The sequence below is a fragment of the Aeromonas sp. sia0103 genome (assembly GCF_963895295.1).
GTDB lineage: Bacteria > Pseudomonadota > Gammaproteobacteria > Enterobacterales > Aeromonadaceae > Aeromonas > Aeromonas encheleia.
In genome coordinates, this window is sequence record NZ_CAWQKG010000011.1 from 1 (window position 1) to 23,317 (window position 23,317).

Annotated in this window: 15 protein-coding genes, 9 tRNA genes and 1 riboswitch; of the genes, 13 read left to right on the forward strand and 11 right to left on the reverse strand. The window is 61.3% G+C overall.

What is annotated here, in order from left to right; translation table 11 throughout:
• Window position 1: 1 nt before the first annotated feature.
• The 4 genes from AACW18_RS02640 to AACW18_RS02655 all read left to right on the forward strand — a co-directional run bounded on the left by AACW18_RS02640 (window position 2) and on the right by AACW18_RS02655 (window position 377).
• Window positions 2-77 (forward strand) — tRNA-Gly (locus AACW18_RS02640).
• 24 nt (window positions 78-101) lie between these two features.
• Window positions 102-177: transfer RNA gene (locus AACW18_RS02645), tRNA-Gly, on the forward strand.
• Between the two features lie 24 nt (window positions 178-201).
• Window positions 202-277, forward strand: a tRNA-Gly gene (locus tag AACW18_RS02650).
• Between the two features lie 24 nt (window positions 278-301).
• Window positions 302-377 (forward strand) — tRNA-Gly (locus AACW18_RS02655).
• Window positions 378-681: 304 nt separating this feature from the next.
• Here the strand turns inward: AACW18_RS02655 and AACW18_RS02660 are convergent.
• From AACW18_RS02660 to AACW18_RS02670, 3 genes are all read right to left on the reverse strand, one after another.
• Entirely contained in the window at window positions 682-891 is a 210-nt protein-coding gene (locus AACW18_RS02660) for a cold-shock protein (protein ID WP_042651683.1), read from the reverse strand.
• Between the two features lie 273 nt (window positions 892-1,164).
• Complete coding sequence (locus AACW18_RS02665) at window positions 1,165-1,833, reverse strand: LysM-like peptidoglycan-binding domain-containing protein (RefSeq protein ID WP_218290480.1); 669 nt, start codon at window positions 1,831-1,833, stop codon at window positions 1,165-1,167.
• Window positions 1,834-1,932: 99 nt separating this feature from the next.
• Window positions 1,933-4,035 (reverse strand): methyl-accepting chemotaxis protein, encoded by a 2,103-nt coding sequence (locus AACW18_RS02670; protein WP_218387768.1) that lies wholly within the window; start codon window positions 4,033-4,035, stop codon window positions 1,933-1,935.
• A 251-nt stretch (window positions 4,036-4,286) separates the two neighbouring features.
• Here AACW18_RS02670 and gltX point away from each other — a divergent pair, with 251 nt between their 5' ends.
• From gltX to AACW18_RS02700, 6 genes are all read left to right on the forward strand, one after another.
• Entirely contained in the window at window positions 4,287-5,702 is a 1,416-nt protein-coding gene (gltX, locus tag AACW18_RS02675; protein WP_218387769.1) for a glutamate--tRNA ligase, read from the forward strand.
• A 236-nt stretch (window positions 5,703-5,938) separates the two neighbouring features.
• Window positions 5,939-6,014, forward strand: a tRNA-Ala gene (locus tag AACW18_RS02680).
• A gap of 28 nt (window positions 6,015-6,042) precedes the next feature.
• A tRNA-Ala gene (locus AACW18_RS02685) sits at window positions 6,043-6,118 on the forward strand.
• A gap of 64 nt (window positions 6,119-6,182) precedes the next feature.
• Window positions 6,183-6,258 (forward strand) — tRNA-Ala (locus tag AACW18_RS02690).
• A gap of 58 nt (window positions 6,259-6,316) precedes the next feature.
• Window positions 6,317-6,392: transfer RNA gene (locus AACW18_RS02695), tRNA-Ala, on the forward strand.
• Window positions 6,393-6,448: 56 nt separating this feature from the next.
• A tRNA-Ala gene (locus tag AACW18_RS02700) sits at window positions 6,449-6,524 on the forward strand.
• A gap of 149 nt (window positions 6,525-6,673) precedes the next feature.
• Here AACW18_RS02700 and AACW18_RS02705 read toward each other — a convergent pair.
• Entirely contained in the window at window positions 6,674-8,815 is a 2,142-nt protein-coding gene (locus AACW18_RS02705) for an ExeM/NucH family extracellular endonuclease (protein ID WP_218387770.1), read from the reverse strand.
• Window positions 8,816-9,110: 295 nt separating this feature from the next.
• A riboswitch (cyclic di-GMP riboswitch) is annotated at window positions 9,111-9,194 on the forward strand.
• A 147-nt stretch (window positions 9,195-9,341) separates the two neighbouring features.
• Between AACW18_RS02705 and AACW18_RS02710 the strand changes: the two genes are divergently transcribed.
• Window positions 9,342-12,344 carry a glycosyl hydrolase family 18 protein gene (locus AACW18_RS02710; protein ID WP_218388336.1) on the forward strand — a complete coding sequence of 1,001 codons (3,003 nt, stop codon included), beginning with the start codon at window positions 9,342-9,344 and terminating at the stop codon, window positions 12,342-12,344.
• 241 nt (window positions 12,345-12,585) lie between these two features.
• On the opposite strand, the gene AACW18_RS02715 is transcribed toward AACW18_RS02710, so the two are convergent.
• From AACW18_RS02715 to AACW18_RS02745, 7 genes are all read right to left on the reverse strand, one after another.
• Window positions 12,586-13,821, reverse strand: coding sequence for a tetratricopeptide repeat protein (locus tag AACW18_RS02715; RefSeq protein WP_218387771.1), 1,236 nt, complete (start codon window positions 13,819-13,821; stop codon window positions 12,586-12,588).
• An 11-nt stretch (window positions 13,822-13,832) separates the two neighbouring features.
• Window positions 13,833-14,468, reverse strand: a complete 636-nt coding sequence (locus AACW18_RS02720; RefSeq protein ID WP_042651689.1) for an energy transducer TonB — start codon at window positions 14,466-14,468, stop codon at window positions 13,833-13,835.
• A gap of 16 nt (window positions 14,469-14,484) precedes the next feature.
• Complete coding sequence (locus AACW18_RS02725; protein ID WP_042651690.1) at window positions 14,485-14,892, reverse strand: ExbD/TolR family protein; 408 nt, start codon at window positions 14,890-14,892, stop codon at window positions 14,485-14,487.
• Between the two features lie 66 nt (window positions 14,893-14,958).
• Window positions 14,959-15,486 (reverse strand): MotA/TolQ/ExbB proton channel family protein, encoded by a 528-nt coding sequence (locus AACW18_RS02730; RefSeq protein WP_042651691.1) that lies wholly within the window; start codon window positions 15,484-15,486, stop codon window positions 14,959-14,961.
• A 10-nt stretch (window positions 15,487-15,496) separates the two neighbouring features.
• The gene (locus tag AACW18_RS02735) at window positions 15,497-16,870 is read right to left on the reverse strand and encodes a MotA/TolQ/ExbB proton channel family protein (RefSeq protein WP_042651692.1); all 1,374 of its coding nucleotides are present in this window, start codon (window positions 16,868-16,870) and stop codon (window positions 15,497-15,499) included.
• Window positions 16,867-17,631 carry a DUF3450 domain-containing protein gene (locus AACW18_RS02740; RefSeq protein ID WP_218387772.1) on the reverse strand — a complete coding sequence of 255 codons (765 nt, stop codon included), beginning with the start codon at window positions 17,629-17,631 and terminating at the stop codon, window positions 16,867-16,869. Before AACW18_RS02740 ends, AACW18_RS02735 begins: the two co-directional genes overlap by 4 nt.
• A gap of 104 nt (window positions 17,632-17,735) precedes the next feature.
• Entirely contained in the window at window positions 17,736-20,342 is a 2,607-nt protein-coding gene (locus tag AACW18_RS02745) for a TonB-dependent receptor plug domain-containing protein (protein WP_218387773.1), read from the reverse strand.
• A gap of 741 nt (window positions 20,343-21,083) precedes the next feature.
• On the opposite strand from AACW18_RS02745, the gene AACW18_RS02750 reads away from it, so the two are divergent.
• Complete coding sequence (locus AACW18_RS02750; protein WP_218290488.1) at window positions 21,084-22,109, forward strand: ABC transporter permease subunit; 1,026 nt, start codon at window positions 21,084-21,086, stop codon at window positions 22,107-22,109.
• A gap of 106 nt (window positions 22,110-22,215) precedes the next feature.
• Window positions 22,216-23,259, forward strand: a complete 1,044-nt coding sequence (locus tag AACW18_RS02755) for an ABC transporter permease (protein WP_218290489.1) — start codon at window positions 22,216-22,218, stop codon at window positions 23,257-23,259.
• Window positions 23,260-23,317 lie beyond the last annotated feature (58 nt).

The following is a 23,317-nucleotide window of genomic DNA, read 5'->3' on the forward strand; positions in this document are numbered from 1 at the left end:
TGCGGGAATAGCTCAGTTGGTAGAGCACGACCTTGCCAAGGTCGGGGTCGCGAGTTCGAGTCTCGTTTCCCGCTCCAATCATGTGCAGATGACATCCTGTTGCGGGAATAGCTCAGTTGGTAGAGCACGACCTTGCCAAGGTCGGGGTCGCGAGTTCGAGTCTCGTTTCCCGCTCCAAAAGTTTGCAGATGATATTCCGTTGCGGGAATAGCTCAGTTGGTAGAGCACGACCTTGCCAAGGTCGGGGTCGCGAGTTCGAGTCTCGTTTCCCGCTCCAATCATGTGCAGATGACATCCTGTTGCGGGAATAGCTCAGTTGGTAGAGCACGACCTTGCCAAGGTCGGGGTCGCGAGTTCGAGTCTCGTTTCCCGCTCCAATCTCTCTTCGTAGTGCCCCATCCCTTCGATATCGCAGTTCAACTGCATGCCTCTATATCACCTTTTTATTTTCCCATTTTCCCAAACATATTCCGCCGTATCGGTCTCTTTCGCCTGTATTTGATCAGCTGGGACATCATGTGCGTGCTGGCCTCGCCAGAGTCACAGTCTATGCATTGTGCCGGTATGGCAGGGCGCTTGTCGATTGGAGGGCGTGCCTTGGTTGGCGCGGGGAGAGGGAGGTAAATGGCGGGCAAAAAAATAGGAGGAGTCGATCTCCTCCTGCGAGCTCACGGGTGCGGCTTAGAGCAGAGTCACGTTCTCAGCCTGAGGGCCTTTCTTGCCATCGGTCACAGTGAACTGGACTTTTTGACCTTCAGCCAGGGTCTTGAAACCAGTGCTCTGGATGGAGGAGAAGTGAACGAAAACGTCCGGTCCCTGGGATTGCTCGATGAAGCCAAAGCCCTTGGTCTCATTGAACCATTTTACTTGGCCGGTGCGAATGTCAGACATGTGGTAAGTCCTATCTATAACAAAATGAAACTAACGCCTTGTTGGGCAGCATTTGCCTAGGATGCAGGGGCCTACCCATGACTGACTACGTCAATTTGTCCCAGTAGCATGCAGTACAATCCCTGTCGAAAGCACAAACGATTGTACTGAAGCCCGATCCCTTGTCAATTTGGCACTTTTCATTTTTTGAGCAAGCTAAAACTATTGCGAAGCCAGCGGCTTGTTTCATGGGTCCGCTCAAAAAAACGGGAGGCTCATCAGCCTCCCGTTGCATCACTCCTTGAGGGCAAACCCTTCACCCTGCCGGTCGTAGCGGTAACTCACCTGACCGAAGGAGCGGATCTCGACCCGCTGGATGCGGCGGCTGTCATCCACCAGGATGAACACCGACTTGCCCGATTGCAGTCGGGTCAGCGGGCGATCCGGCCCCTCGATGGCGATCAACCGGCTCAGCTCGGCGCCCGGCAGCTCGAACTTGCGGAAGATGGAATAGAGGGTCTCTCCGGCCTGCACATCGTGTTGCAGCCAGCTGCCGTTCACCTTCTCCTCGACCGGCTTGGCGGCTTGCACTGCTCCCCCGGTGGCGGCGCTACCAACGGTCAGCGCCTGGGTCGGCACGGCCAGCGGCACGGCGAGCGAGCCGGAAGGGGCCACGCTGGGCGCCGAGGGCGCAGGCTCCCAGGCCAGCAGCAGCAGCCAGATGGGCACCAGCACCAGCAGGCCTATGGTGTTTTTGCGCGGCAGCGGGCTGGTCAGCTTGAATGAACCCTTCTGGGTGTCCTTGTTGCGTTGACCAAAACCACTCATGCCCTGGCCGAGGCGTTGACGCAGGGGCAGGGTGGCGGCATTGATACGATGGAGCAGGGATCCTTGTGATTCGTCTTGGCGACGCTGCTGGGCACGTCTGTTATGGCCACGTGGGCGACGGTCCGGGGTGGGCACGGCATTTACCTCTCACTACATTGCCTGCCATCAGGCAAATATGCCGTCTATGGTAAACGGACTCGCCCCCGAGGGGGAGAGTCCAGAGCATGAAAATTATCAGCTGAGACGAAATTGTCCCAGCAATTGCTGTAAACGCTCCGCCGCCTGGCGCAAGGCCTGGCTGGCTTTGGCCGTCTGAGTCGCATCCTGAGCGATGTCGTTGGCCAGTGCGTTGGTTTTTGACAGATTGCCGGAGACTGTCTCGGCAACCGAGCTCTGCTCCTCGGCGGCGGAGGCGATCTGGTAGGTCATGTCGTTGATGGTGGAGATGGCCTGGTAGATGCTGCCGAGCGCCGCCTCCGCCAGATCCGCTTCCCCCACCGCCTGATGGGTCAGCTGCTGACTCTGCTGGATGGCGTTGACCGCGTTGGTCGAGCTGTGGCGGATCTTCTCGATCAACTCCTGGGTATTCTGCACCGCCTGCTGGGTGTTGCCGGCCAGCTTGCGAACCTCGTCGGCGACCACCGCGAAGCCGCGGCCCTGCTCGCCGGCCCGGGCTGCCTCGATGGCGGCGTTGAGGGCCAGCAGGTTGGTCTGATCGGCGATGCCCTGGATCACGGTGAGGATGCTGGTGATCTGTTCGCTGTCGTGGGCCAGCCCCTCGACCACCTCGGCCCCCTTGCCCGCCTCGGCGGCGACCCTGTGCATGGACTGGATCACCTGCTGGAAGCGCACCTTGCCCTGATCCGCCGCGCTCTGGGCCTGCTTGGCCGAGTCGGCGGTGTTGTTGGCGTGGGTGGCGACCTCCTGGCTGACATAGGACATCTCCTGCACCGCGGTCAGCATCTGCTCCATCTCCGCCTGGTGATGCTGCAGGTTGGTATCGGTCTGGACGGCGATCCTGTCGGTGTCACCGGCGTGGCGGTTTACCTCGCTGGCGGTCTTCTGCACATCCCCAAGCAGTACCTGCAGCTTATCGATGAAGCGGTTGATGCCGCGGGCCAGTGCCCCCAGCTCGTCTTTGGACTGGGTGTTGAGGCGCTTGGTGAGATCCCCCTCGCCATCGGCGATGTCATCCACCAGGCTGACCATCTGCCGAATGGGGCCCGTGATGCTGCGGGCGATCACCAGCATGGTGGCCAGCGCCAGCACCAGCACCAGCAGGGCGCCGATCAGCTGCTGGGTCATGGCGGCCCGGCTCATGTCGCTCAGCTGGCTCTCGAGTTGGTCGGCACCGGCCAGCACCACCTGGTAGGGCAGGGTGACTATGATGGCCCAGTTGCGGCTCATGCCCGGCACCATGATGGGCACCGAGATGCGGAACGATTCGTCCAGCTCCTGGCGTTGCACCTCCGGCTTCAGATATTGCTGCCACTGGTTGCCGAGCAGCTTGTCGGCGCGGCTGCCGAGCAGGCTGGCATCGCCGCTGGTGCCGGTGATGACCCCGGCGGCGCTGACGATCAGGGTCTCGCCCTTGCCGTCATAGATGTTGCTGTTGAGGGACTGGGCCTGCCGGCTGATGGAGTCCACCGCCAGATCCAGCGCGGCTATCCCCCTGAACTGGCCCGCCACCATGATGGGGGTGGTGATGGTGCTCACCAGCACCTGCTGGCCGTTGATATCCACCTTGAAGGGATCGATGAGGCAGGAGCGCCCCTCCCGTTTCGGGCAGGCGTAGTAGTCGTTGGCCGGGTTGCCGAATTCGTCGGCATCGCTCTTCTCGATGGAGAGCAGCAGGTCGGTGCCTATCTGCTCCTTGTCACGGTAGAAGTAGGGCACGAAGCGCCCCTTGCTGTCGCTGCCCAGCGCACTCTGACCGGCGAAGGCGGCGTCCTGGCCGTCGAAGCCGTTCGGCTCGAAGCCGGCGAAGGCGCCGTACAGTTGTGGCTCCAGCGCGAGCTGCGCCTTGAGCAGATCGGTGGCCTGCTGGCGATCCAGCGGCAGCTTGCCCTGCTGTTGCAGGGCGAGGGTACCGGCCATCTGCTGGGTGTAGGAGAGCCCCTTTTGCAGCAGCTGGGTGATGGTGGCGGCTTCGGCACGGGCGTTGGCACTCACCTTCTGCCAGGCCTCCTGCTGCAGCGCGGCACGACTGGAGCTGATGGTCAGCTGCTGGGTCTGTTTGCCCGAGTATTGATTGAGCAGGATCAGGATGACCAGCGCCGTGGTCATGGCGATCCCCGCCATCACCAGGATGCGATTCTGGATAGAACGAAACTGCATCTTGCGTTCCTTGTAACGTAGATAGTTGACGGATTTATCGGCAGGGCGGGAGACTTCTCCAGCGATGTTGCCCAGCAAAGCGGAAAAAGAGGGGAGGTTTTGCGATCCCATTCAAAGAATGGGGGCATGGCCGGATCCTTGCCTATTTAGGCCCCTGCTGTTGCATGGTTTTCCCATCCGTGATTCTGAGTGCTAAAATGCGACGGTTTTTTTAATGAATTGGCCCAAGGCCCTCTACACAAGGCTTAAAGATGAAAGTCAAAACCCGTTTTGCTCCCAGCCCGACCGGCTTTCTGCATGTCGGCGGTGCCCGTACCGCGCTCTACTCCTGGCTCTATGCGAAAAGCCAGGGTGGCGAGTTTGTGCTGCGTATCGAGGATACCGATCTGGAACGTTCCACTCAGGAGGCCATCGACGCCATCATTGAGGGCATGGAATGGCTGGAGCTGAACTGGGATGAGGGTCCCTACTACCAGACCAAGCGCTTCGATCGCTACAACGCGCTGATCGACGAGATGCTGGCCGACGGCCGCGCCTACAAGTGCTTCTGCTCCAAGGAGCGCCTGGAAGCGCTGCGTGAAGGCCAGATGGCGAGCGGCGAGAAGCCCCGCTATGACGGCAAGTGCCGCGACAAGGCGCACGATCACCCGGCCGATGCGCCCCACGTGATCCGCTTCCGCAACCCGGCCGAAGGCTCTGTGGTGTTCGACGACCACGTCCGTGGCCGCATCGAGTTTGCCAACACCGAGCTCGATGACCTCATCATCCGTCGTACCGACGGCGCGCCGACCTACAACTTCTGCGTGGTGGTGGACGACTGGGACATGGAGATCACCCACGTGGTCCGTGGTGAAGATCACATCAACAACACCCCGCGCCAGATCAACATCTACAAAGCCCTGAACGCCCCGGTGCCGGAGTTTGCCCACGTCTCCATGATCCTGGGTGATGACGGTGCCAAGCTCTCCAAGCGCCACGGCGCCGTGTCCGTGATGCAGTATCGCGACGACGGCTACCTGCCGGAAGCGCTGCTGAACTACCTGGTGCGTCTGGGCTGGTCCCACGGCGATCAGGAGATCTTCAGCCTGGACGAGATGATCAAGCTGTTCAGCCTGGATGCCATCTCCAAGTCTGCCTCCGCCTTCAACACCGACAAGCTGTTGTGGCTGAACAACCACTACATGCGCAGCCAGGACCCGGTCCACGTCGCCAAGTATCTGGAATGGCACATGGCCGCGCAGCACATCGACACCAGCACAGGCCCGACTCTGGCCGAGGTGGTGACCCTGCTGGCCGAGCGCTGCAACACCCTGGTGGAGATGGCCGCTCAGAGCCGCTATCTGTTCGAAGAGTACGAGGCGCTCGACGAAGCCGCCGCCAAGAAGCACCTGCGCGGTGTGGCTGCCGAGCCGCTGATCCTGGCCAAGGCCAAGCTGGCCGCGCTGGACACCTGGACCACAGAGGCGCTGCACGAGCTGATCGAAGCCACTGCCGCCGAGCTGGGTCAGGGCATGGGCAAGGTCGGCATGCCGCTGCGCGTCGCCGTGACCGGGCTGGGTCAGTCCCCCGCCATCGACGCCGTGATGGCGCTGGTGGGCAAGGAGCGGGTGCTGGCACGCATCGATCGCGCCCTGGCCTATATCGAAGCACGCATGGCCGCCGAATAAGCGCCAGTCGTTGACAACAAAGGGCTCCCGAACGGGGGCCCTTTGTTTTTGGCAGACAAGTATATTTGTGACATAAAACAGTGAGATAGCCATCTGGTTGGCGCTAAAAACAGCTAACTGTTTGAATTTTGACTAAACGCTCCAGTCGGTGTTATTTTTGGGTTGACAGCAAAGCGGGTGATGCCTATCATGCGCCTCCGTTGCCAGAGATAACTTTGGTAGCGCCGAGGTGAGTTGGGGTTATAGCTCAGCTGGGAGAGCGCTTGCATGGCATGCAAGAGGTCCGCGGTTCGATCCCGCGTAGCTCCACCAAATTCTCCTCGAACAATCTGGAATCCAAGGGGTTATAGCTCAGCTGGGAGAGCGCTTGCATGGCATGCAAGAGGTCCGCGGTTCGATCCCGCGTAGCTCCACCAGGTTCCAAATTGACAATGCAGTACCCAGGGCAGTGCGGTGTGTATCACCCAGGCCGACCTTTGTGGGGTTATAGCTCAGCTGGGAGAGCGCTTGCATGGCATGCAAGAGGTCCGCGGTTCGATCCCGCGTAGCTCCACCACTATTTCGCAGTAAGGCAAACGGACACCAGAACCGATTGTCTAAAGAGTAAAGATTTCGGGGTTATAGCTCAGCTGGGAGAGCGCTTGCATGGCATGCAAGAGGTCCGCGGTTCGATCCCGCGTAGCTCCACCACTATTTCGCAGTAAGACAAGCGGCCGCCAGAACCGCTTGTTTAAAAAGTAAAATTTGGGGTTATAGCTCAGCTGGGAGAGCGCTTGCATGGCATGCAAGAGGTCCGCGGTTCGATCCCGCGTAGCTCCACCAAATATTGAAGGCCATCGTTATCGCGGTGGCCTTTTTGTTTGTTCAGGCATTTGTTTTTTTCATGGCTAACGCCTCTTCATTTACACATCAAATGGCCTAAATGAGAAAGCCCGCGACTGTCGCGGGCTTTTTTCGTTATTCAGAGCGGATCATGAGGTGTGTCGACGGCGCCAGGCCAGCGGCAACAGCGCCAGCAGCAGGGCACCCATGGCGCCACCCCCGCTGCCATTGCTTGGCTCCTGCAGCTTGAGGTCGACGATGATGGGGTCGTGGTCGGAGGCGCTGAACGGGTTGTCGGACTTGATCATGTCGCCGGTGAAGCCGCGGCCATATTCGAACAGGTTGCTCTCGTAGGAGTTGATGTGCCAGTCGGCGACGGCCACCACCTTCTTGGCCAGCGCCGGGTTGGCGAGGGCGTAGTCCAGGGTGCCGAGCTCGGCCTCGTAGCTGTAGGAGATGGCCTTCTCCTGGTTGAACTTGACGTTCACATCGACCAGGCCATAGCTCTTGCTCACCTCCTGGCCGAGCTGCTCGTAGGGCTGCTCGCCGACGAAGGTGTGGGAGGCGGAGCGGATCTTGCGATCCGCCTTGGCCGCATCGTAGTCGGTCAGCACCCGGATCGGGTCTTCCTTGGCGTAGGAATTGAAGTCACCCACCAGCAGCACCTGGCCCGGCAGCTTGTTCACCGCCTCGCCCAGCACCTTGGCCGCACTCACCCGAAACTCGGTGCACTTGCCCTGCAGATCGGCGGGTTCGGTCTTGCCGTCCCCGTTCTCAAAGCAGCCAGAACCCTTGGATTTCAGGTGATTGACCACCAGCGTCAGGGGATCCTTGCTGCCCGCCACCGTGAAGCTCTGCACCAGGGAGTCGCGCTGACCGGCGCTCTTGGCGACGCCGCCTAGGATGTAACGCTGCTGCGGCAGTTGAATCACACCGGCTTCCCCGTTCGGGGTCAGCTTGGCCGGGCGATAGAGCATGGCCACCATGATGGCGTCGCCACCGAAGTAGCGCTCCTCGCCGAGCAGCGCCTTGGGCAGGCTGACGAAGGCGTAGTGCTGGCTGGCATCCTTCTGCCGTGCGTTCAGATGCGTGACCAGATCGCTGATGGCGGAGTGCTCGTCAAAGCCGTTGTTCTCCATCTCCATCAGGCCGAGCAGATCGGCGTCCATCTCGGTGATGGCGTTGACTATCTTGGTGCGCTGCTGCTGGAAATCTTCCAGGTTCTTGGCGCCCCTGTTGCAACCCTTGGCGCTGTCCGCATCCGCCTGATCCTGGCACAGCACGTTGAGGGCACCGCCCACGCTGGAGTGGCTGGTGAAGTAGTTGAGCACGTTGAAGCTGCCGACCCGCAGATCGGTGCCGGCGACCCGAGCCGGGGCGCTCTGGCGATCGTTCTCGTCGGTGCGCAGCAGATCGCCGGCCGTGATGGTCTGCCCCTTCGGCACTATCAGCCGGTACTCGTCATAGCTGTAACCCACCAGGGCTTCCAGGTTGACCGGGGCATCGCCGATGCGCAGGTAACCCTGCTCCGGCTCCCAGGCGGGCAGCCAGGGCAGCTTGCCGTCGGCGGCCTTGAAGTCGGATTCGAGGAATACCCGGTTGTCGGCATTGGCCTGTGCCAGTGCCTTGGCCTCGCTGCTGCCCGCCACGTGCAGTTGGGTCGGTTTCATCAGCGGGGCCTGATGGGCGAGCACCAGGTTGTTGCGCCGGGCGGCGTAGTCGTAGCTGAAGTTGCGGCTGACCTTGAGCGCGCTGTCGGCATCGAGCCGCACCCGCATCCCCTCGTGACGCTCCAGCGCCCGGGCCAGGGTCTCACCCTCCAGCACCCGCAGCGGCACGGCGGCGGGGGCGCTGCCCTGCGCCAGCACCTGCAGGCGCGGGATCTTGCTATCCAGGACCGGCTTGAGCTGGGTATGGCCGTAGTATTCCGCCACCTTGGCTTCCAGACAGAGCTCGGCCCCCGGCTGGATGGCGGGGTACTTGTTGATGTCACTCAGGAAGACGAAGATGCCGTCCGAGCTCTGGGGGTTGCCATCGCCCTGGAGATCCTGCAGGTAGAAGCCCTTGTTCAGGCTCTCGCCGAGGGCGCTGACCACCGCCTTGACGGCCACCGTCTGGGGGCTTTCAAACAGATCGTCCGGGATCAGCGGGCTCTTGTCGCCACTGCCCTGAATGGCGGGGATGGGGGTGAGGGCGTTGTCGGCCGGGCAGCTGAAGCCGGCGGCATGGATTGAGGGGGACGCGAGCGCGAGCCCCACGGCCAGCGACAGCAGGGTAGGTGTTCCTTTCATGGGTATTCCTTTTTTATTTTTGCCAGTGTTTCCATAGCCTTGGCGCCTTGGCCAAGGGCGCGCATTGTCACATTTCTGGCACATCATACCAGTGAGCCAACGCACATTATGGGGAGGCAAAAGAGGCCTGTTTCGTTTTTATGACGTGGCTAACATTTTGAAATTAATGATAAAAGTGTCACCGGCTGTGCGGGAGGATGCGGGGGGGCTTGGTGGCGTTTACATATTTTTCTTCGAGAATGAAGATTGAGACTCGGCCACTTGCTTCCTATACTCGCCCTGTTCCTCACGGAACCCAGGTAAAGGGCAAACCGGCAGTGATGCCGGGACGCAAAGCCTCCGATCTGCCGGATACTGGCCAGACAGCGGGGTTACCCAGGGTGACATGAGGGGATGTGGCCCCGTCCATGGCCTGTTGTCGACCCTTTCTCACCTGTTGCTATTGCGCTTTGCCCGGTCTTAAAAGCCAAGATAAAACAAGGATGATAACAATATGCAACAGACCCTAAGGCCCAGCAGGCTCGCCATGCTGGTCGCCCTTGCGGCCATGCCCGCCTGGGCGCAAGCCGCCTATCCCGCCTATCAGTCCGGCACCGCCTACAAGGCTGGCGATGTCGTCAGCAACGTCGGCAACCTCTATGAGTGCAAGGAATTTCCTTACTCCGGCTGGTGTGGCGCCTCGCCCTATCACTATGCGCCCGGGGTGGGTACCGTCTGGGCCGATGCCTGGAAACCCTTCAGCGATGGCGGCACGGCGCCGGGCCTCGGGCTCGCGATAAGCTCGCCCGCCGTTGGTAACGCTTTCAACGAGGGGGTGCCTGTGGCCCTGGCGGTAACCCTGAGCGGTGACAGCAGCGCCCTGGTCAAGGTGGAGTACCTGATCGATGGCACCCAGGTCGCACTGAGCAGCGCGGCCCCCTGGTCGGCCAGCTGGGTGGCGAGCGGCGTCGGCCCCCATCAGCTCAAATCCCGCGCCCTGGACAAGGATGGCAAGCTGCTGAGCGAGGCAGATGTCAGCTTCGCCGTCAGCGCCGCGGTGGCCCCGGAAGCGCCCAAGGTGAGCATCAGCAGCCCGGCCGCCGGCGCCAGGCTGACCCTGGGCCGGGTCGCCACGGTCACGGCCGATGTGACCGATGCCAACAACGATGTGGCCAGGGTCGAGCTCTATGTGAATGGCCAGAAGGTGGGTGAAGACAGTAGCGCCCCCTGGCAGCTGAACTGGACGCCCCAGAGCAAGGGGGTCGCCGGCCTCAAGGTGGTGGCGACCGACAAGGCCAACCTGGTCGGTGAGTCGGCCCAGGTCGATGTCCAGGTGGAAGAGGCCGCGCTGCCCCCCACGGGTGGCAACCTCTCCTGCGACATTCGCCAGATCTACCGCGCCGATGGCAGCGAGTGTATGGGGGATGACCATGCCCGCCGGGTCATCGGTTACTTCACCTCCTGGCGCACCGGCAAGAACGGCCTGCCCGCCTACCTGGTGAACGACATTCCCTGGGACAAGATCACCCACATCAACTACGCCTTCGCGGCGGTGGATGAGCAGAGCCACCTGATCAAGGTGGACGACGCCGCCACCAAGCTGACCTGGGAGGGGGTGCCGGGCGCCGAGATGGATCCGGAGTTTGCCTACCAGGGTCACCTCAACCTGCTGTCGAAATACAAGAAACAGTATCCGGACGTGAAGACCCTGATCTCGGTGGGGGGCTGGGCCGATACTCGTGGCTTCTATACCGCTACCACCAAGGGCGACTGCTCGGTCAACACCGCCGGCATCAACGCCTTCGCCGACTCGGCGGTGGGCTTCATCCGCCAGTACGGCTTCGACGGGGTGGACGTGGACTACGAGTACCCCACCTCCATGAAGGATGCGGGCAACCCCAACGACTTCCCGCTCTCCAACCAGTGCCGGGCCAAGCTGTTTGCCAACTACGAAGTCCTGATGAAGACCCTGCGCAACCGGCTCGACAGCGCCGGCACCGAGGATGGCCGCAAGTACATGCTGACCATAGCCTCACCGGCGTCGGCCTATCTGCTGCGCGGCATGGAGAACTTCCAGGTCACCCAGTACCTGGATTACGTCAACCTGATGACCTATGACTTCCACGGCGCCTGGAACAACTTCGTGGCCCACAACGCCGCGCTGTTCGACAACAAGGCGGATCCGGAGCTGGCCCAGTGGGGCGTCTATAGCCAGGCCCAGTACGGCGCCATCGGCTATCTGAACGCGGCTTGGTCGGCCCACTACTTCCGTGGCGCCCTGGCGGCCGGCAAGATCAACATAGGGGTGCCTTACTACACCCGTGGCTGGCAAGGGGTCACCGGCGGTACCCATGGTCTCAACGGCAAGGCGGCCCTGCCGAGCCAGAGCAATTGCCAGCCGGGCACCGGTGGCAGCACCATCCCCTGCGGCAACGGCGCTGTCGGCATCGACAACATCTGGCACGATCTGGACAAGAACGGCAACGAGGTTGGCGCCGGCGCCGTGCCCATGTGGCATGCCAAGAACCTGGAGCACGCGGCCAGCCTCGGCATCACCACCCTGCCGAGCTACGGTCAGGCCTGGGGTCTGGATCCGAACAACCCGGCCGACGTGATCCAGGGCAAGTACGTGCGTTACTACGATGACAAGGCGCAGGCGCCCTGGCTCTGGAACGAGGAGAAGAAGGTGTTCCTCTCCACCGAAGATGAAGAGTCCATGGGCAAGAAGCTGGACTACATCGTCAAGCGCGGCCTGGGGGGCGTCATGTTCTGGGAGATGGCGGGGGATTACGCGTTCGATCCGGCCAAGAACGAATATGTCATGGGCAGCACCCTCACCAGCCTGGCCTACGACAAGTTCAGGACGGCGAGCCAGCCCAATCTGAAGCAGAACGATCTGCCTGCCCCGGCGGCGCAGCTCGACATCGGCGTCAGCCTGAGCGGCTTCAAGGAGGGGGATTCCAACTACCCGATCAACCCGACGCTTAAACTGACCAACAAGTCGACCCAGACCATACCGGGCGGGACCCGCATCGAGTTCCTGGTGCCGACCTCCACCTCTGACACCATCACGGATCAGAGTGGCATGGGCCTGAAGGTGGTCGAGAGCGGTGGCAACCAGAACTCGGATGGCATCGCGGGCGAGAAGGACTTCCACAAGGTGGCCATGACGCTGCCAAGCTGGAAGGCCTGGGCACCGGGCACCGAGGTGGAAGTGGCCATGACCTACTACCTGCCGGCGGCGGGCGTGCCAAGTGGCATTCGTCTCGTCAGCGGCAGCCAGACCATAGGCCTCAAGGCCGACTTTCCGGCCCTGGCCGAGGCGGTGCTGGGCAGCGGCGGTGGCGATGGTGGCAGCGGTGGCACCAGCTGCAGCGCCCAGAGCGTCAACCCGGCGAGCTATCCGGCTTACCCGAGCTGGCCGCAAGGGGACCACGCCAACGCCAACGATCGCCTGACCAATGGCAAGGCGGTCTGGCAGGCGAACTGGTGGACCAGCAGCGAACCCAAGGCCGGCGACGGCAGCTGGAAGCTGGTGTGTAACTACTGAGTCTGGTATGGCGGGCGACGTCACGGCGCTGCCCGTATCGATACGACCCAATCCGGAGCCCAGGCTCCGGATTTTTTTATGGCAGATATAAAGGAAGGAGAGCGCGAGCATAAAAAAGACCGCTCCGAAGAGCGGCCAATTGCCACCAAGGCAATCTGCGGGGCTAACCCCTTGTTATGTGCAGCGGACGGGGAGGGGGCCCGTCCTGCCGCGAGTGGCCAGGGTCAATCTGCGACCTGGTTTATTGCGTGATGGCGCCGCCCTGTTGTTCTTTCAGGAAGTTGATCCAGGGTGAGGCGCGGCCGCTGACGTTGCCGTTCTGAGCCGCCTGGGTGAAGGCGCTGAGCGCCTCCTTCGGCTTCTGCTGCTCGAAGTAGGCGACCCCGGTCAGGAACTTCAGATCGGCGCGCTGTTCACCGTTGGCATTCGCCGCCGGCTTGGCGGCAAGGGCCACCAGATCCTGGTAGCGTTTGCTCTGGATCATCATGCGCGCCATCTTCAGCTGCAGCTCGGCATTGGGCGCCAGCTGGTAGGACTTGGCCAGGGTATCGATGGCCGGATCCAGCTCCTTGGCCTGATGCCAGTAGTTGGCCAGCGCCTTGTAGTTGGCCGCGTTGCCCTCGATGACGCCGTCCTTCATGGCCTTCTCCATCACGCGGGCGGCGCGATGGGGGATGCCGGAGAAGGCCAGGTAGTTGGCGAGGCGCTGCAACTCGGCCGGCTCGGTCAGCATGCCGAGGTGGTAGGCCGACTCCAGCGCCGCCAGCGCCTTGCCATCGTTGCCCGCCTGCATCTGCATGGCCGAGAGCTGGGTCCAGTACTTCTTCTTCTCCGGGTACCTGTCGACCAGGGCGGTCAGCACCTCGGTCGCCGGCTTGTACTGTTTCAGCTCGTAGTGGGCCGCCATCTTCAGCAGATACCAGGACTCGGGTGCCTTGCCCGCCGACAGCTTGATCGCAGTGTCCACCGCCGGAATGGCCTCTCGATACTGCTTGAGCTGCACATGGGCGTTGGCCAGGGTGATGTAGGCGTGCGGGGTCGGTTTCTCATCCTTGCCGAGGCTCGCGAACCACTGGTTCATGGTGCTGATGGAGGCCTTGAAGTCGCCCTCCGCCATGTAGAGCTGGGCCAGGTTGTAGCGCACCTGCTGCGCCACCGGCTGCGGCAGGCCGCCGGTGGCGATGGCATCGGCGAAGTACTTGGTCGCCTGACCGTACTTCTCCTGCTGCGCCGCCACGAAGCCGAGGGTCTGCAGGATCACACCCTTGTCGTAGACCCGCTCGCCTACTCCGGACAGCGCCTCCTGCAGCTTGGCATTCGCCTCGCCGTATTTCTTCTCGGTGATCAACGCCTGCGCCTTGTTGACCGCGCGGTAGGCGCGATCGGACAAGGCGGGCTGCTCGGCGGCCCAGCTGGCGGTACTGAGCAGTACCGCCATGGCAACCGGGGCGAGGATCAGGGTGTGTAACTTCTTCATCGCCACCTTCCTTAGTTGGTCGCAAACTCGATTTCTTGCTGCATGCGACTGGCTTGCGGTTTGCCATCGATCATGGCCGGCTTGAACGTCCACTTGGTAATGGTCTGACGTGCGGCCTTGCCAAGGTCATAGCTGCGCGGCTCTTCCTTGACGATGCGGATGTTGCTGACGGTGCCACGCTCGGTCACGGTGAACTCCACCAGCACCTTGCCCGTCGCAAGGCCGGCCAGGGCCGCCTTGCGCGGCATCATGGGCTCGAAGGTCGCCAGCGGGATGGCGCCGTTGTTGCCGCCGGTCCCGCCACCACCGCCGCCGGTGCTGTAGGCACCGAGGGCGTTGCCGCCGCCGATGTTGACCGGGATGTCGAGCTTGGGCATGTCCATCGACGAGCTTTCCATCTGCGGCCGATCCGTGCTGGCCACCTCCATCTCGGGCGGGGGAGGCGGGCGATCCGGGGGCGGCGGCTTGGGCAGCTCGCGCTGTTTCTCTTGCAGGGTCTCCTGAGGCTTGAGGCGAATGAAGTCGGTCATGGTGACGTCATCCCTCTCCACCAGCTCCCGGTGATCCGGTGTGATCAGCTTGTTCATTCCCAGGAACAGGAAGAACACCACCACACAGGAGACCGCTAACGATATCAGGTATCTCATAGGTCTCTCTCCAGCATCAGCTGCTCTTGTTGGCAGCGATGGAGATGCTCTGGACACCGGCCATGCGGATCTGATCCATGACCTGGACCACCAGACCCGAACGGGATTCGGTATCGGCCTGGATCACCACTGCGCTCTCCGGGTTCTCGGCCCGCAGCCGCTCGATGTTGGCGCGCACGGCACCCACCTCGACGGAACGCTTGTCGACCCAGACCTGACCGTTCTCGCGAACCGCGACCATGATATTCCCCTTCTTCACCGTCTCGGCCGTGCTGGCGCTCGGGCGGTTGATCTCAACCCCGGACTCCTTGACGAACGAGGTGGTGACGATGAAGAAGATCAGCATGATGAACACTATGTCCAGCATGGGGGTCAGATCGATGGCCGCCTCTTCAGCACCGCTGTCGCTGTGACGTTTTCTCATGGCAAAAACTCCTTGCTTAACTGTGCCCCCGGTCGGCGATGCCGTGCCGGGGGAATGCATCCTGCATTAACCGTGTTTCAGGTTGTCTTCCAGCTTCTCGACCGCCAGCTTGGCTTTGTGGTCGAGCTGATTGACAAAAAACAGGCCGGAAAGGGCGGCAATCATGCCCGCCATGGTCGGTACCGTCGCCTTGGAGATGCCCGAGGCCATCGCCCTGGGGGAGCCGGTGCCGGTGATGGCGAGGGTGTCAAACACCTGCACCATGCCGACCACGGTGCCCAGCAGTCCCATCAGCGGACAGAGCGCGATCAACACCTTGATGACCGGCATCCCCTTGTCTACCGCCATGGCGACCCGCGAGACCAGCTCGCGCCGGATCTGCCTGGCAGACCAGGAGAGGTGATCGCCGCGGGCCATCCAGCTGGCCTTGGTCTGCTTCACCTGCTGGGGATAGACCGCCATGAAGTAGAACCAGCGCTCCAGCAGCAGGGCCCACATCAGCAGCGTCAGGAAGAACAGGGCGACCAGTACATCGCCCCCCAATCCCAGAAACCGGCGGACCGACTCGACTTCTTCAATCAACCAGAACCACATGGGTGACTCCTTAGGCTGCGGCTTTGGCGGCGTGCAGACGTTCCTGATAACGGGCGACAAAACCGGCGCTCTGCTCTTCCAGTATCTGGATGAGACGACGGCTCTGGGTCTGCACTATGGTGTAGAGGAACAGCATGGGCACCGCGACCACCAGACCCTGCATGGTGGTGACCAGGGCCTCGGAGATGCCGCCCGCCATCAGCTTGGGATCGCCGGTGCCGAACAGGGTGATGGCCTGGAAGGTGGCGATCATCCCGACCACGGTCCCCAGCAGACCCAGCAGCGGGGCCACCGAGGCGATCAGCTTGATGATGCTGATGCCCTTCTCGAACTTGGGCACGTTGCGCAGGATGATCTCGTCCAGCTTGGATTCCAGATCCTCGATGTTGTCACCGCGATGAGCCTGATAGGCCCCCAGCATCTCGCCGATGGGGTTGCCCTTGACGATCTGATCGGATTTGAGCTGCTTGCGCATGGAGGAGCCGATCATCGACAGACGGGCGCCACAGAACAGGGCCAGCAGGGTACCGAGCACGCCGAGTACCATGATGACGTAGCCCACCTCACCGCCCTGATCGACGCGTTCCTTGAAGGTTGGCGACTGCACCAGCAGGGAGAGGATCACGCCGCGGGACGGATCGATGAAGACCGGCTCGACGGCGCCATTGCCCTGCTCAAACTTGGCGATGGGCTCCAGCACTGCCTTGTCCGGCTGGCGGGGCAGCTGTTCGAACTTGCCGGTCTCCGGCACGAAGGTGAGGTACTTGCCCTCGGAGACGGTGTTGAACTCCCCGATCTGGGTGACCGTCTTCTCGGCCTGATTGCCTTCCCCGTACACCACTGTCCCCTGCATCTGGCTCACCTTGCCCCCATCGACCATGCGGCTGAGGGTGGTGGTCCAGAAGGCGCTCAGATCGTCGCTGGAGGGCAACTCCTTGCTCTCGGCCAGGCGGGTCAGCAGCGCTGCCTGCTCGGGGTGTTCGACCCGGCGGGCGGAGGCGTTGAAGATCCCCTTGAACTCACCGGCGAACTGACGCAGCACGCCGAACATCTCGCCCATGTTGCCGGAACGCTGGCGCAGGGTCTCGGTCAGCTCGGTCAGCTGCTTGTCGTTGAGGTCGAAGGTGGCCTTGAGCTGCTCGCCCTTGGCGGTCTCGGCGGCGAGTTCGGCCTTGGCCTTGGCCAGCAGCGCCCCTTGTTCATTCTTGTCGGCCAGGAAGCGGGCCTCCCGCTCCTTGTTGAGTTGGGATTCGCTGGTGCTGGCGGCCTTGACCTGGCTCAGCAGGGCGTTCAGGTCCACCGGTTTCTCGGCGGCGGTCACCGGCAGGGTGATCAGGGTGGCTCCCGCGATCAGGGAGGCAATGGCGAGTTTGATTCCTTTCATGATGCTTTCTCCGCAGTTTGAACCGGCAGCTTGATGAGCGCGGGTGGCGCCTGCTTCTTGGCGATACGCAAGCCCTGTTCTACTGCACTGCGATACTCCTGGGGCAACTCCTCCCACTGACGGGTCTTCTTGTTCCAGATGCCGGTCTCGTTGCCATCCGGGGACTGGTAGAGCAGGGCGATGCGGCCGACGCGCAGGAACTCGTAGGTCTTCTCGGCGCCATTCTTGTCCAGGCTGGCCTTGTAGGCCTCGATGGTGCGGCTGAAGCCCTCCTCGATCTGGTAGGCCTCCAGGATCTTGCGGTACTTCTCGGAGATGGTGACATCGGCCCGGTTCATCAGATCGGTCAGGGCCGCCACGCGGTCCTCCCGCTCAACCTTCTGGAACGGCAGATCCAGGGAGACGAACTGATCGAGGGAGTCGATCATCTTCAGCATCAGGGGGACGACCTCGGTGCTGGTCTGATCGATCTGGGCTATCTGGCGCTGCATCGAGGTCAGCTCGGTGGCCTGGGAGTCGACCATCTTGCCCACCTGCTCGTTGTAGGTGCGCAGGCTGTCGACCTGACGCAGGGCGGCCTTGTACTGCGCCAGGGCAGACTCGGCAGACTCGGCGTAGTTGTCGATCTTCTGCTGGGATACTTTGGAGGCATTGTCGGTGGCGGCTTGAGCGTCCACTGCCTGACCGGCAGAGGCGGCACTCAGGTTGAAGCTGGTCAGCAAGGCAGCCGAAACCAGGCTGCCGAGGAGCGCTTTCTTCATTGTAATAGTCCTTTTTTTCATAGGATTACCCTATCTCCGTAACTTCCTTGGAACGTTGGGCAAAGCCGACCCGAAACGGGCCGGCCTGTCGCTTGCTTGGTGGATTAGAACTTCTGGGCGTAGTCGAGGTAGTAGATGCGACCGTCGATGCTGTAGAGCTCATCGTCATAGGTGAAGCCATCGCTCTCGAGGGACGGGCCCACGTTGAACATGTTCTTCACCCCGACCTGGATCTTGCCGTTCCAGGGCGCATCCACGCCGACGTTCAGGTTCCAGGTGGTCTGGGACGCGATGTGGCCGACTTCCTCACCGGTATCGGCGATGTAGTCCTGGCTCTGGGAATCGATGTAGTTCGCGCTCAGGTAGCTATCCATGTTCCACCACTGGGGCACGTTGACACCGACACCGGAGCTGAAGCGGAACTGTGGCAGACCGTTCTGGCCAATCTTGTCGATGACGGGGCCACCGGCGTACAGACCTTCCTTGTAATCCAGGATGTAGGTGCCGCCCAGGTCATAACGGATGGTGGCGGAGGTCAGGTCGTAGCGGTAATCCAGCTTGAGATCCAGACCGCTGGTGTTCAGATCCCCCAGGTTGACCATGGGGGCGATGGCACTACCTATCTTGCCCTGGCTGTTGCGGGTGATGCTGCTGGAGCTGCCGGTGTTCAGCTCGTCATAGATGAGGGACTGCAGGGAGTTCAGCTGGATCACGTCGGTGATCTTGATGGTGTAGTAGTCCAGGGAGAGGTTCAGGTCATCCACCGGGCTGTAGGCCACGCCGAAGTTCCAGGTGTCCGCGGTCTCTTCCTTCAGCTCCTCGTTGGCGGTGCGGGTGGTGGTGTACTGGCGGTTTGGGCAGTCCGCCGCGGAGATGCCATTGGCCTCGCAGTAGACATAGTCCTTGGCCCAGTCGGCCGACTCCGAGTCTGCCGAATAGAGATCGCTCAGGCTGGGGGCACGGAAGGATCGGGACCAGGAGCCGCGCAGCATCAGGTTGTCCAGCGGCTGGTAACGCAGGCTCGCCTTGGGCGAGAAGGCGCTGCCGAAGTCGCTGTAGTCATCGAAGCGACCGGCCAGGTTCAGCTCGACCTGCTCGGTGATGGGCACCAGCGACTCGATGTAGGCGGCGGTGACATCGCGCACCCCACCGGAGGAGTTGCCAGCTGAACCGATGATGTTGCCCGCTTCTGACTGGGCATCGTACTTGTCGGCATAGACCCAGTCGTTGTACTCGGCGCCCGCATACCAGCTGACCGGCCCGGACGGCAGCTCGCCCATGTCCCACTGTACCCCGGCGTACCACTGGTAGAAGTCCATGGTGGAGCGGCGGCTGACATCGGCAGACATCGCCTTGGTACTGGAGGCATCAAACTCGCCCTTCACGAACTTGCCATCGGCGATGGCCTGCTGGGCGGCGGATTGCAGCACGTAACCTGTGCCGTTCTCCTTGTTGTCGGTCTTGGAGTACATGTAACCGGCGTTCCACTGCATGTCACCCACGGACTCGGTAGTGACAGTGCCTTCGAAGCCGAGGTTCAGGCTGCCGGTCATGTCGGTGACATAGTTGTCACGGGGACCGACGTTGGTGAAGCGGTAGTAGGCGTAGGCGGCCTCACCCAGACCCTGGGTCGCGGCGGCATCCAGGCCGTTGTCGGCGAAGAACTGCGCATTCTTCGGGTTGGAGGGATCGATGGCGAAGGCACCGGCGGCGGGGGCGAAGCGGCCGAAGCTCTCGACCCGGGAGCCGATGATCTGCGGCACGAAGTCGACGTTGTCGTTGATGTGGTAGCGACCGTTCACATACAGGGTGTCACGGCTGCGGGAGGCGGTGGTGGCCGCGACCTGACCGTAGTTGAAGTTACAGCCGTCCTCGAAGCCGACGAAGGGCTCCTTGCAACTGCCGTCGGCGTTGGTGGCACCCGCCAGCGGACCGTATTTCCAGATGGGATCGCCATTGGCGTCGAGGCCGGTGATCCCCTCCACGTTGCGGCCGTAGGGGCTGGGAGAATCGTTGCCCTGCTTGGCCAGATAATCGCGATCCCGGGCATAGATGACGTCTTTCTTGTCGTGCTCGTAGACCGCCATCAGCGAGCCTTTCTCGCCATTGACGCCGGCCACGACGGAGCCGCTGGCCTCATCGCCGCCCGGCTCGGTCGGCGAGCCGAGACGGCCCTGGAAGGTCAGCCCCTCATAGCCCTCTTTGAGCACCACGTTGATGACACCGCCGATGGCGTCGGAGCCGTAAATGGCCGAGCCGCCGTCCAGGTTGACTTCCACCCGCTCAACGGCCGCCATGGGGATGGTGTTCAGGTTGATGGAGGTGCCGCCCATGGTGGGGGAGCCCGCCACCCGCTTGCCGTTCAGCAGCACCAGGGTACGTTCTGAGCCGAGACCGCGCAGGCCGACGGTGGATTGGGACTGGAAGGAGCTGCCGGATGCCGGGGAGACGCCACCGAAGGAGTTGTAAGAGGCCTGTTTCAGGTAATCGGCGACGGTCTGCTGACCCGACTGCTCGATCTTGGCCTTGGTGATGGAGACAACGGGGGTGGAGCCTTCCACCTCGACGCGGGAGATCCGGGAGCCGGTGACCTTGATTTTCTGCAGCTTTTCTACGTTTTGGGTCTCTTCGGCCGAGACAGGGGTGGCCACAACTGCCGCGCTCGCCAAGGCAAACGCTACGGCAGCAGAGAGTCTGCTTTTCCTAAGCATCGCTAGTATCCTTCCTGATTGTTTATTGTTTGCTTCCTTTACCGCCCTCGTTGGAGCGGTGCGTAAGGCTTATCAAGCTTTGGGGATGGACGTCAAATGAGGCGGTACGAACGGGGAGGGAGGTGGTAATAAGATGACTATGTTTTATTGGTGCGTTTATTTTGGGATTTTATTCTGACTAAATAACTCATAGCGATGTGAAAACGATGTTAAATCCGAGTGTTTCAATTTTATTGGTTATTTTTGAACTTATCGATAAGTCACCTGTCACCCTGATCTGCATATCGCATCCTGACACTTTGTCAGCATTTAAATCTGTTTGTGCCCCTGGTCATGTTTCTGTTCAGGGCGGTGCTGGCGAGATCCGCTCCTCTTCTTACGGGTAAATTGTAAAAGGCGGTGATTTAAATTCATCTGTTTGTTTTTTATCTATTTTTTTATTTAAATCTCACATTGCTTAATTTGTTTTTAATAATTAAAAACTATTTAAACAGGAAGGCGTAGCAGTTTTTTATCTTGAAGTTGGGTTTTTAAGGAAAAGACGACAGTTATTTTCACTGTTGGCATCGATGGCGGTTGCAGGTCTTCGTTTTACTTGATTTTTGTTGCAGAGCTTTTACAGTGACCGAGCGGGATTGTCTGCCAATAACAGCCAATTCAGTGAGTAATGCCAGGAAGGACAGGCCGTTCATCGGAATAGAATGGCCATACAAGAACAACAAGGACGAGGTTTAACCCACCATGCTGTCGTATTTCTTACGTCGGATGCTTTTGATCATCCCGACGTTCCTCGGTATCACCCTGCTCGTCTTCACCATCACCCGTTTCGTGCCGGGCGGCCCGGTCGAGCGCATGCTGCTGCAGGCGCAGGTATCCCAAAACGAGACCGGTCGCTCCAGCGGCAGCAAGGGGGCGCAGGCGCTCTCCGATGAGCAGATCGAGGAGCTCAAGGCGTTCTACGGCCTCGACAAGCCCATGCTGATCGCCTACTGGGAGTGGCTGCAGAAGCTGGTGGTGCTGGATCTGGGGGAGTCGACCCGCTACTACGAGCCGGTGTGGGATCTCATCAAGGAGAGGTTGCCGGTCACCGCCTTCTTCGGGCTGGCGACCTTCCTGCTCAGCTACGCGGTCTCCATCCCGCTCGGGGTGGCCAAGGCGTTAAGGCATAACAGCCGCTTCGATTCCCTCAGCTCCATGCTCATCTACATGGCCTATGCGCTGCCCGCCTACGTGGTGGGGATCTTCCTCATCACGGTATTTGCCTTCCATCTGGAGTGGCTGCCCATGGGAGGCTTCCCGGGGGACGAGTTTGATTCCATGGAGAGCAGCTGGGATCAGGTCCGCACCCTCTTCGCCCACGCCCTGTTGCCGCTCATCGCCTATGCCATCGGGGATTTCGCCATCCTCACCATGACCATGAAGAACAGCCTGATGGAGAACCTGTCGGCGGACTACGTGCGCACGGCGGTGGCCAAGGGGCTGCCGTTTGGCAAGGCGGTCACTCATCACGCCATGCGCAACAGCCTGATCCCCATCGCCAGCCACCTCGGCAGCGTGCTCACCGTCTTCTTCGGCGGCTCCTTCCTCATCGAGACCATCTTCAACATCGACGGCATAGGTCTGCTCGGCTACGAGGCCATCGTCGAGCGGGACTACCCCACCGTCATGGGGATCCTGGCCATCACCTCCATGCTGATGCTGGTAGGCAATATCCTCTCCGACATCTGTGTCGCCTTTGTCGATCCCCGCGTGCGGTTTGGAGAGTGAGCGTGAACATGAATCCTCTTGTCATGTCGATGCCGACGCCGACGCATATCGTCTCCGATATCCGTGTTGCGCTGGTCGATCCCCGCGTGCGGTTTGGAGAACAAACATGAACCTGAACCCGGTCACCCTGAAAAAACTCAAGCGATTCAAGTCGATCAAGCGCGGCTACTACTCCTTCGTGATCTTCACCACCCTGGTGGTGCTCTCCCTGCTGGCGGAGCTCTTGGTCAACAGTCGGGCGCTGATGGTGAGCTATCAGGGGGAGCTCTACTTCCCCACCTATGGCGACGTGATCCCCGGCCAGTACTTCGGGCTGGATTACGAGTACGAGACCAACTATCGCCAGCTGCAGGCCAAGCTGGAGCAAGAGGCCAAGGGGGACTGGGTGCTGCTGCCGCCGGTGCCCTGGAACCCCTATGAGCAGGACTTCAAGCAGGATGTCTACCCACCCTACGCCCCCAGTCTGGCAGAGCGCCACTTCCTGGGGACAGACACCAGCGGCCGCGACGTGCTGGCCCGGCTGGTGTATGGCTTTCGCATCGCCATCGGCTTCGCCTTCATCGCCCTGGTGGCGAGCTACCTCATCGGGGTCAGCATCGGCTGCATGATGGGCTTCCTCGGCGGGCGGTTTGACCTCATCCTGCAACGCTTCATCGAGATCTGGTCCCAGGTGCCCTTCCTCTACGTCATCATGATCCTGGTGTCGCTGGCCAAGCCGAACTTCGGCCTCTTTGTCGGCATCAACGTGCTGTTCGGCTGGATGGGGATCACCTGGTACATGCGCACCCTCACCTACAAGGAGCGGGCGCGGGACTATGTGATGGCGGCGCGGGCCCAGGGGGCCACCACCAAGCGCATCATCTTCCACCACATTCTGCCCAACACCCTGATGATGATCGTCACCCTGGCGCCCTTCGCCGTGGTAGGCAACATCTCCACCCTGACCGCGCTGGATTATCTGGGCTTCGGGTTGGCGCCGCCGACCCCGAGCTGGGGGGAGCTGCTCTCCCAGGGCATCAACAACCTGGATGCCATCTGGATCGTCAGCTCTGTGGTGGCGGCGGTGAGCCTGGTGCTGATCATGGTCTCCTTCATCGGTGAGGCCATCCGCGAGGCGTTCGATCCGCGCAAGTTTACCCGTTATCAGTGACAGGGCAGGCGCCAGGCCTGCTCGAAAGGCGTTCGAATCGTATCCGTTATCAATGAGA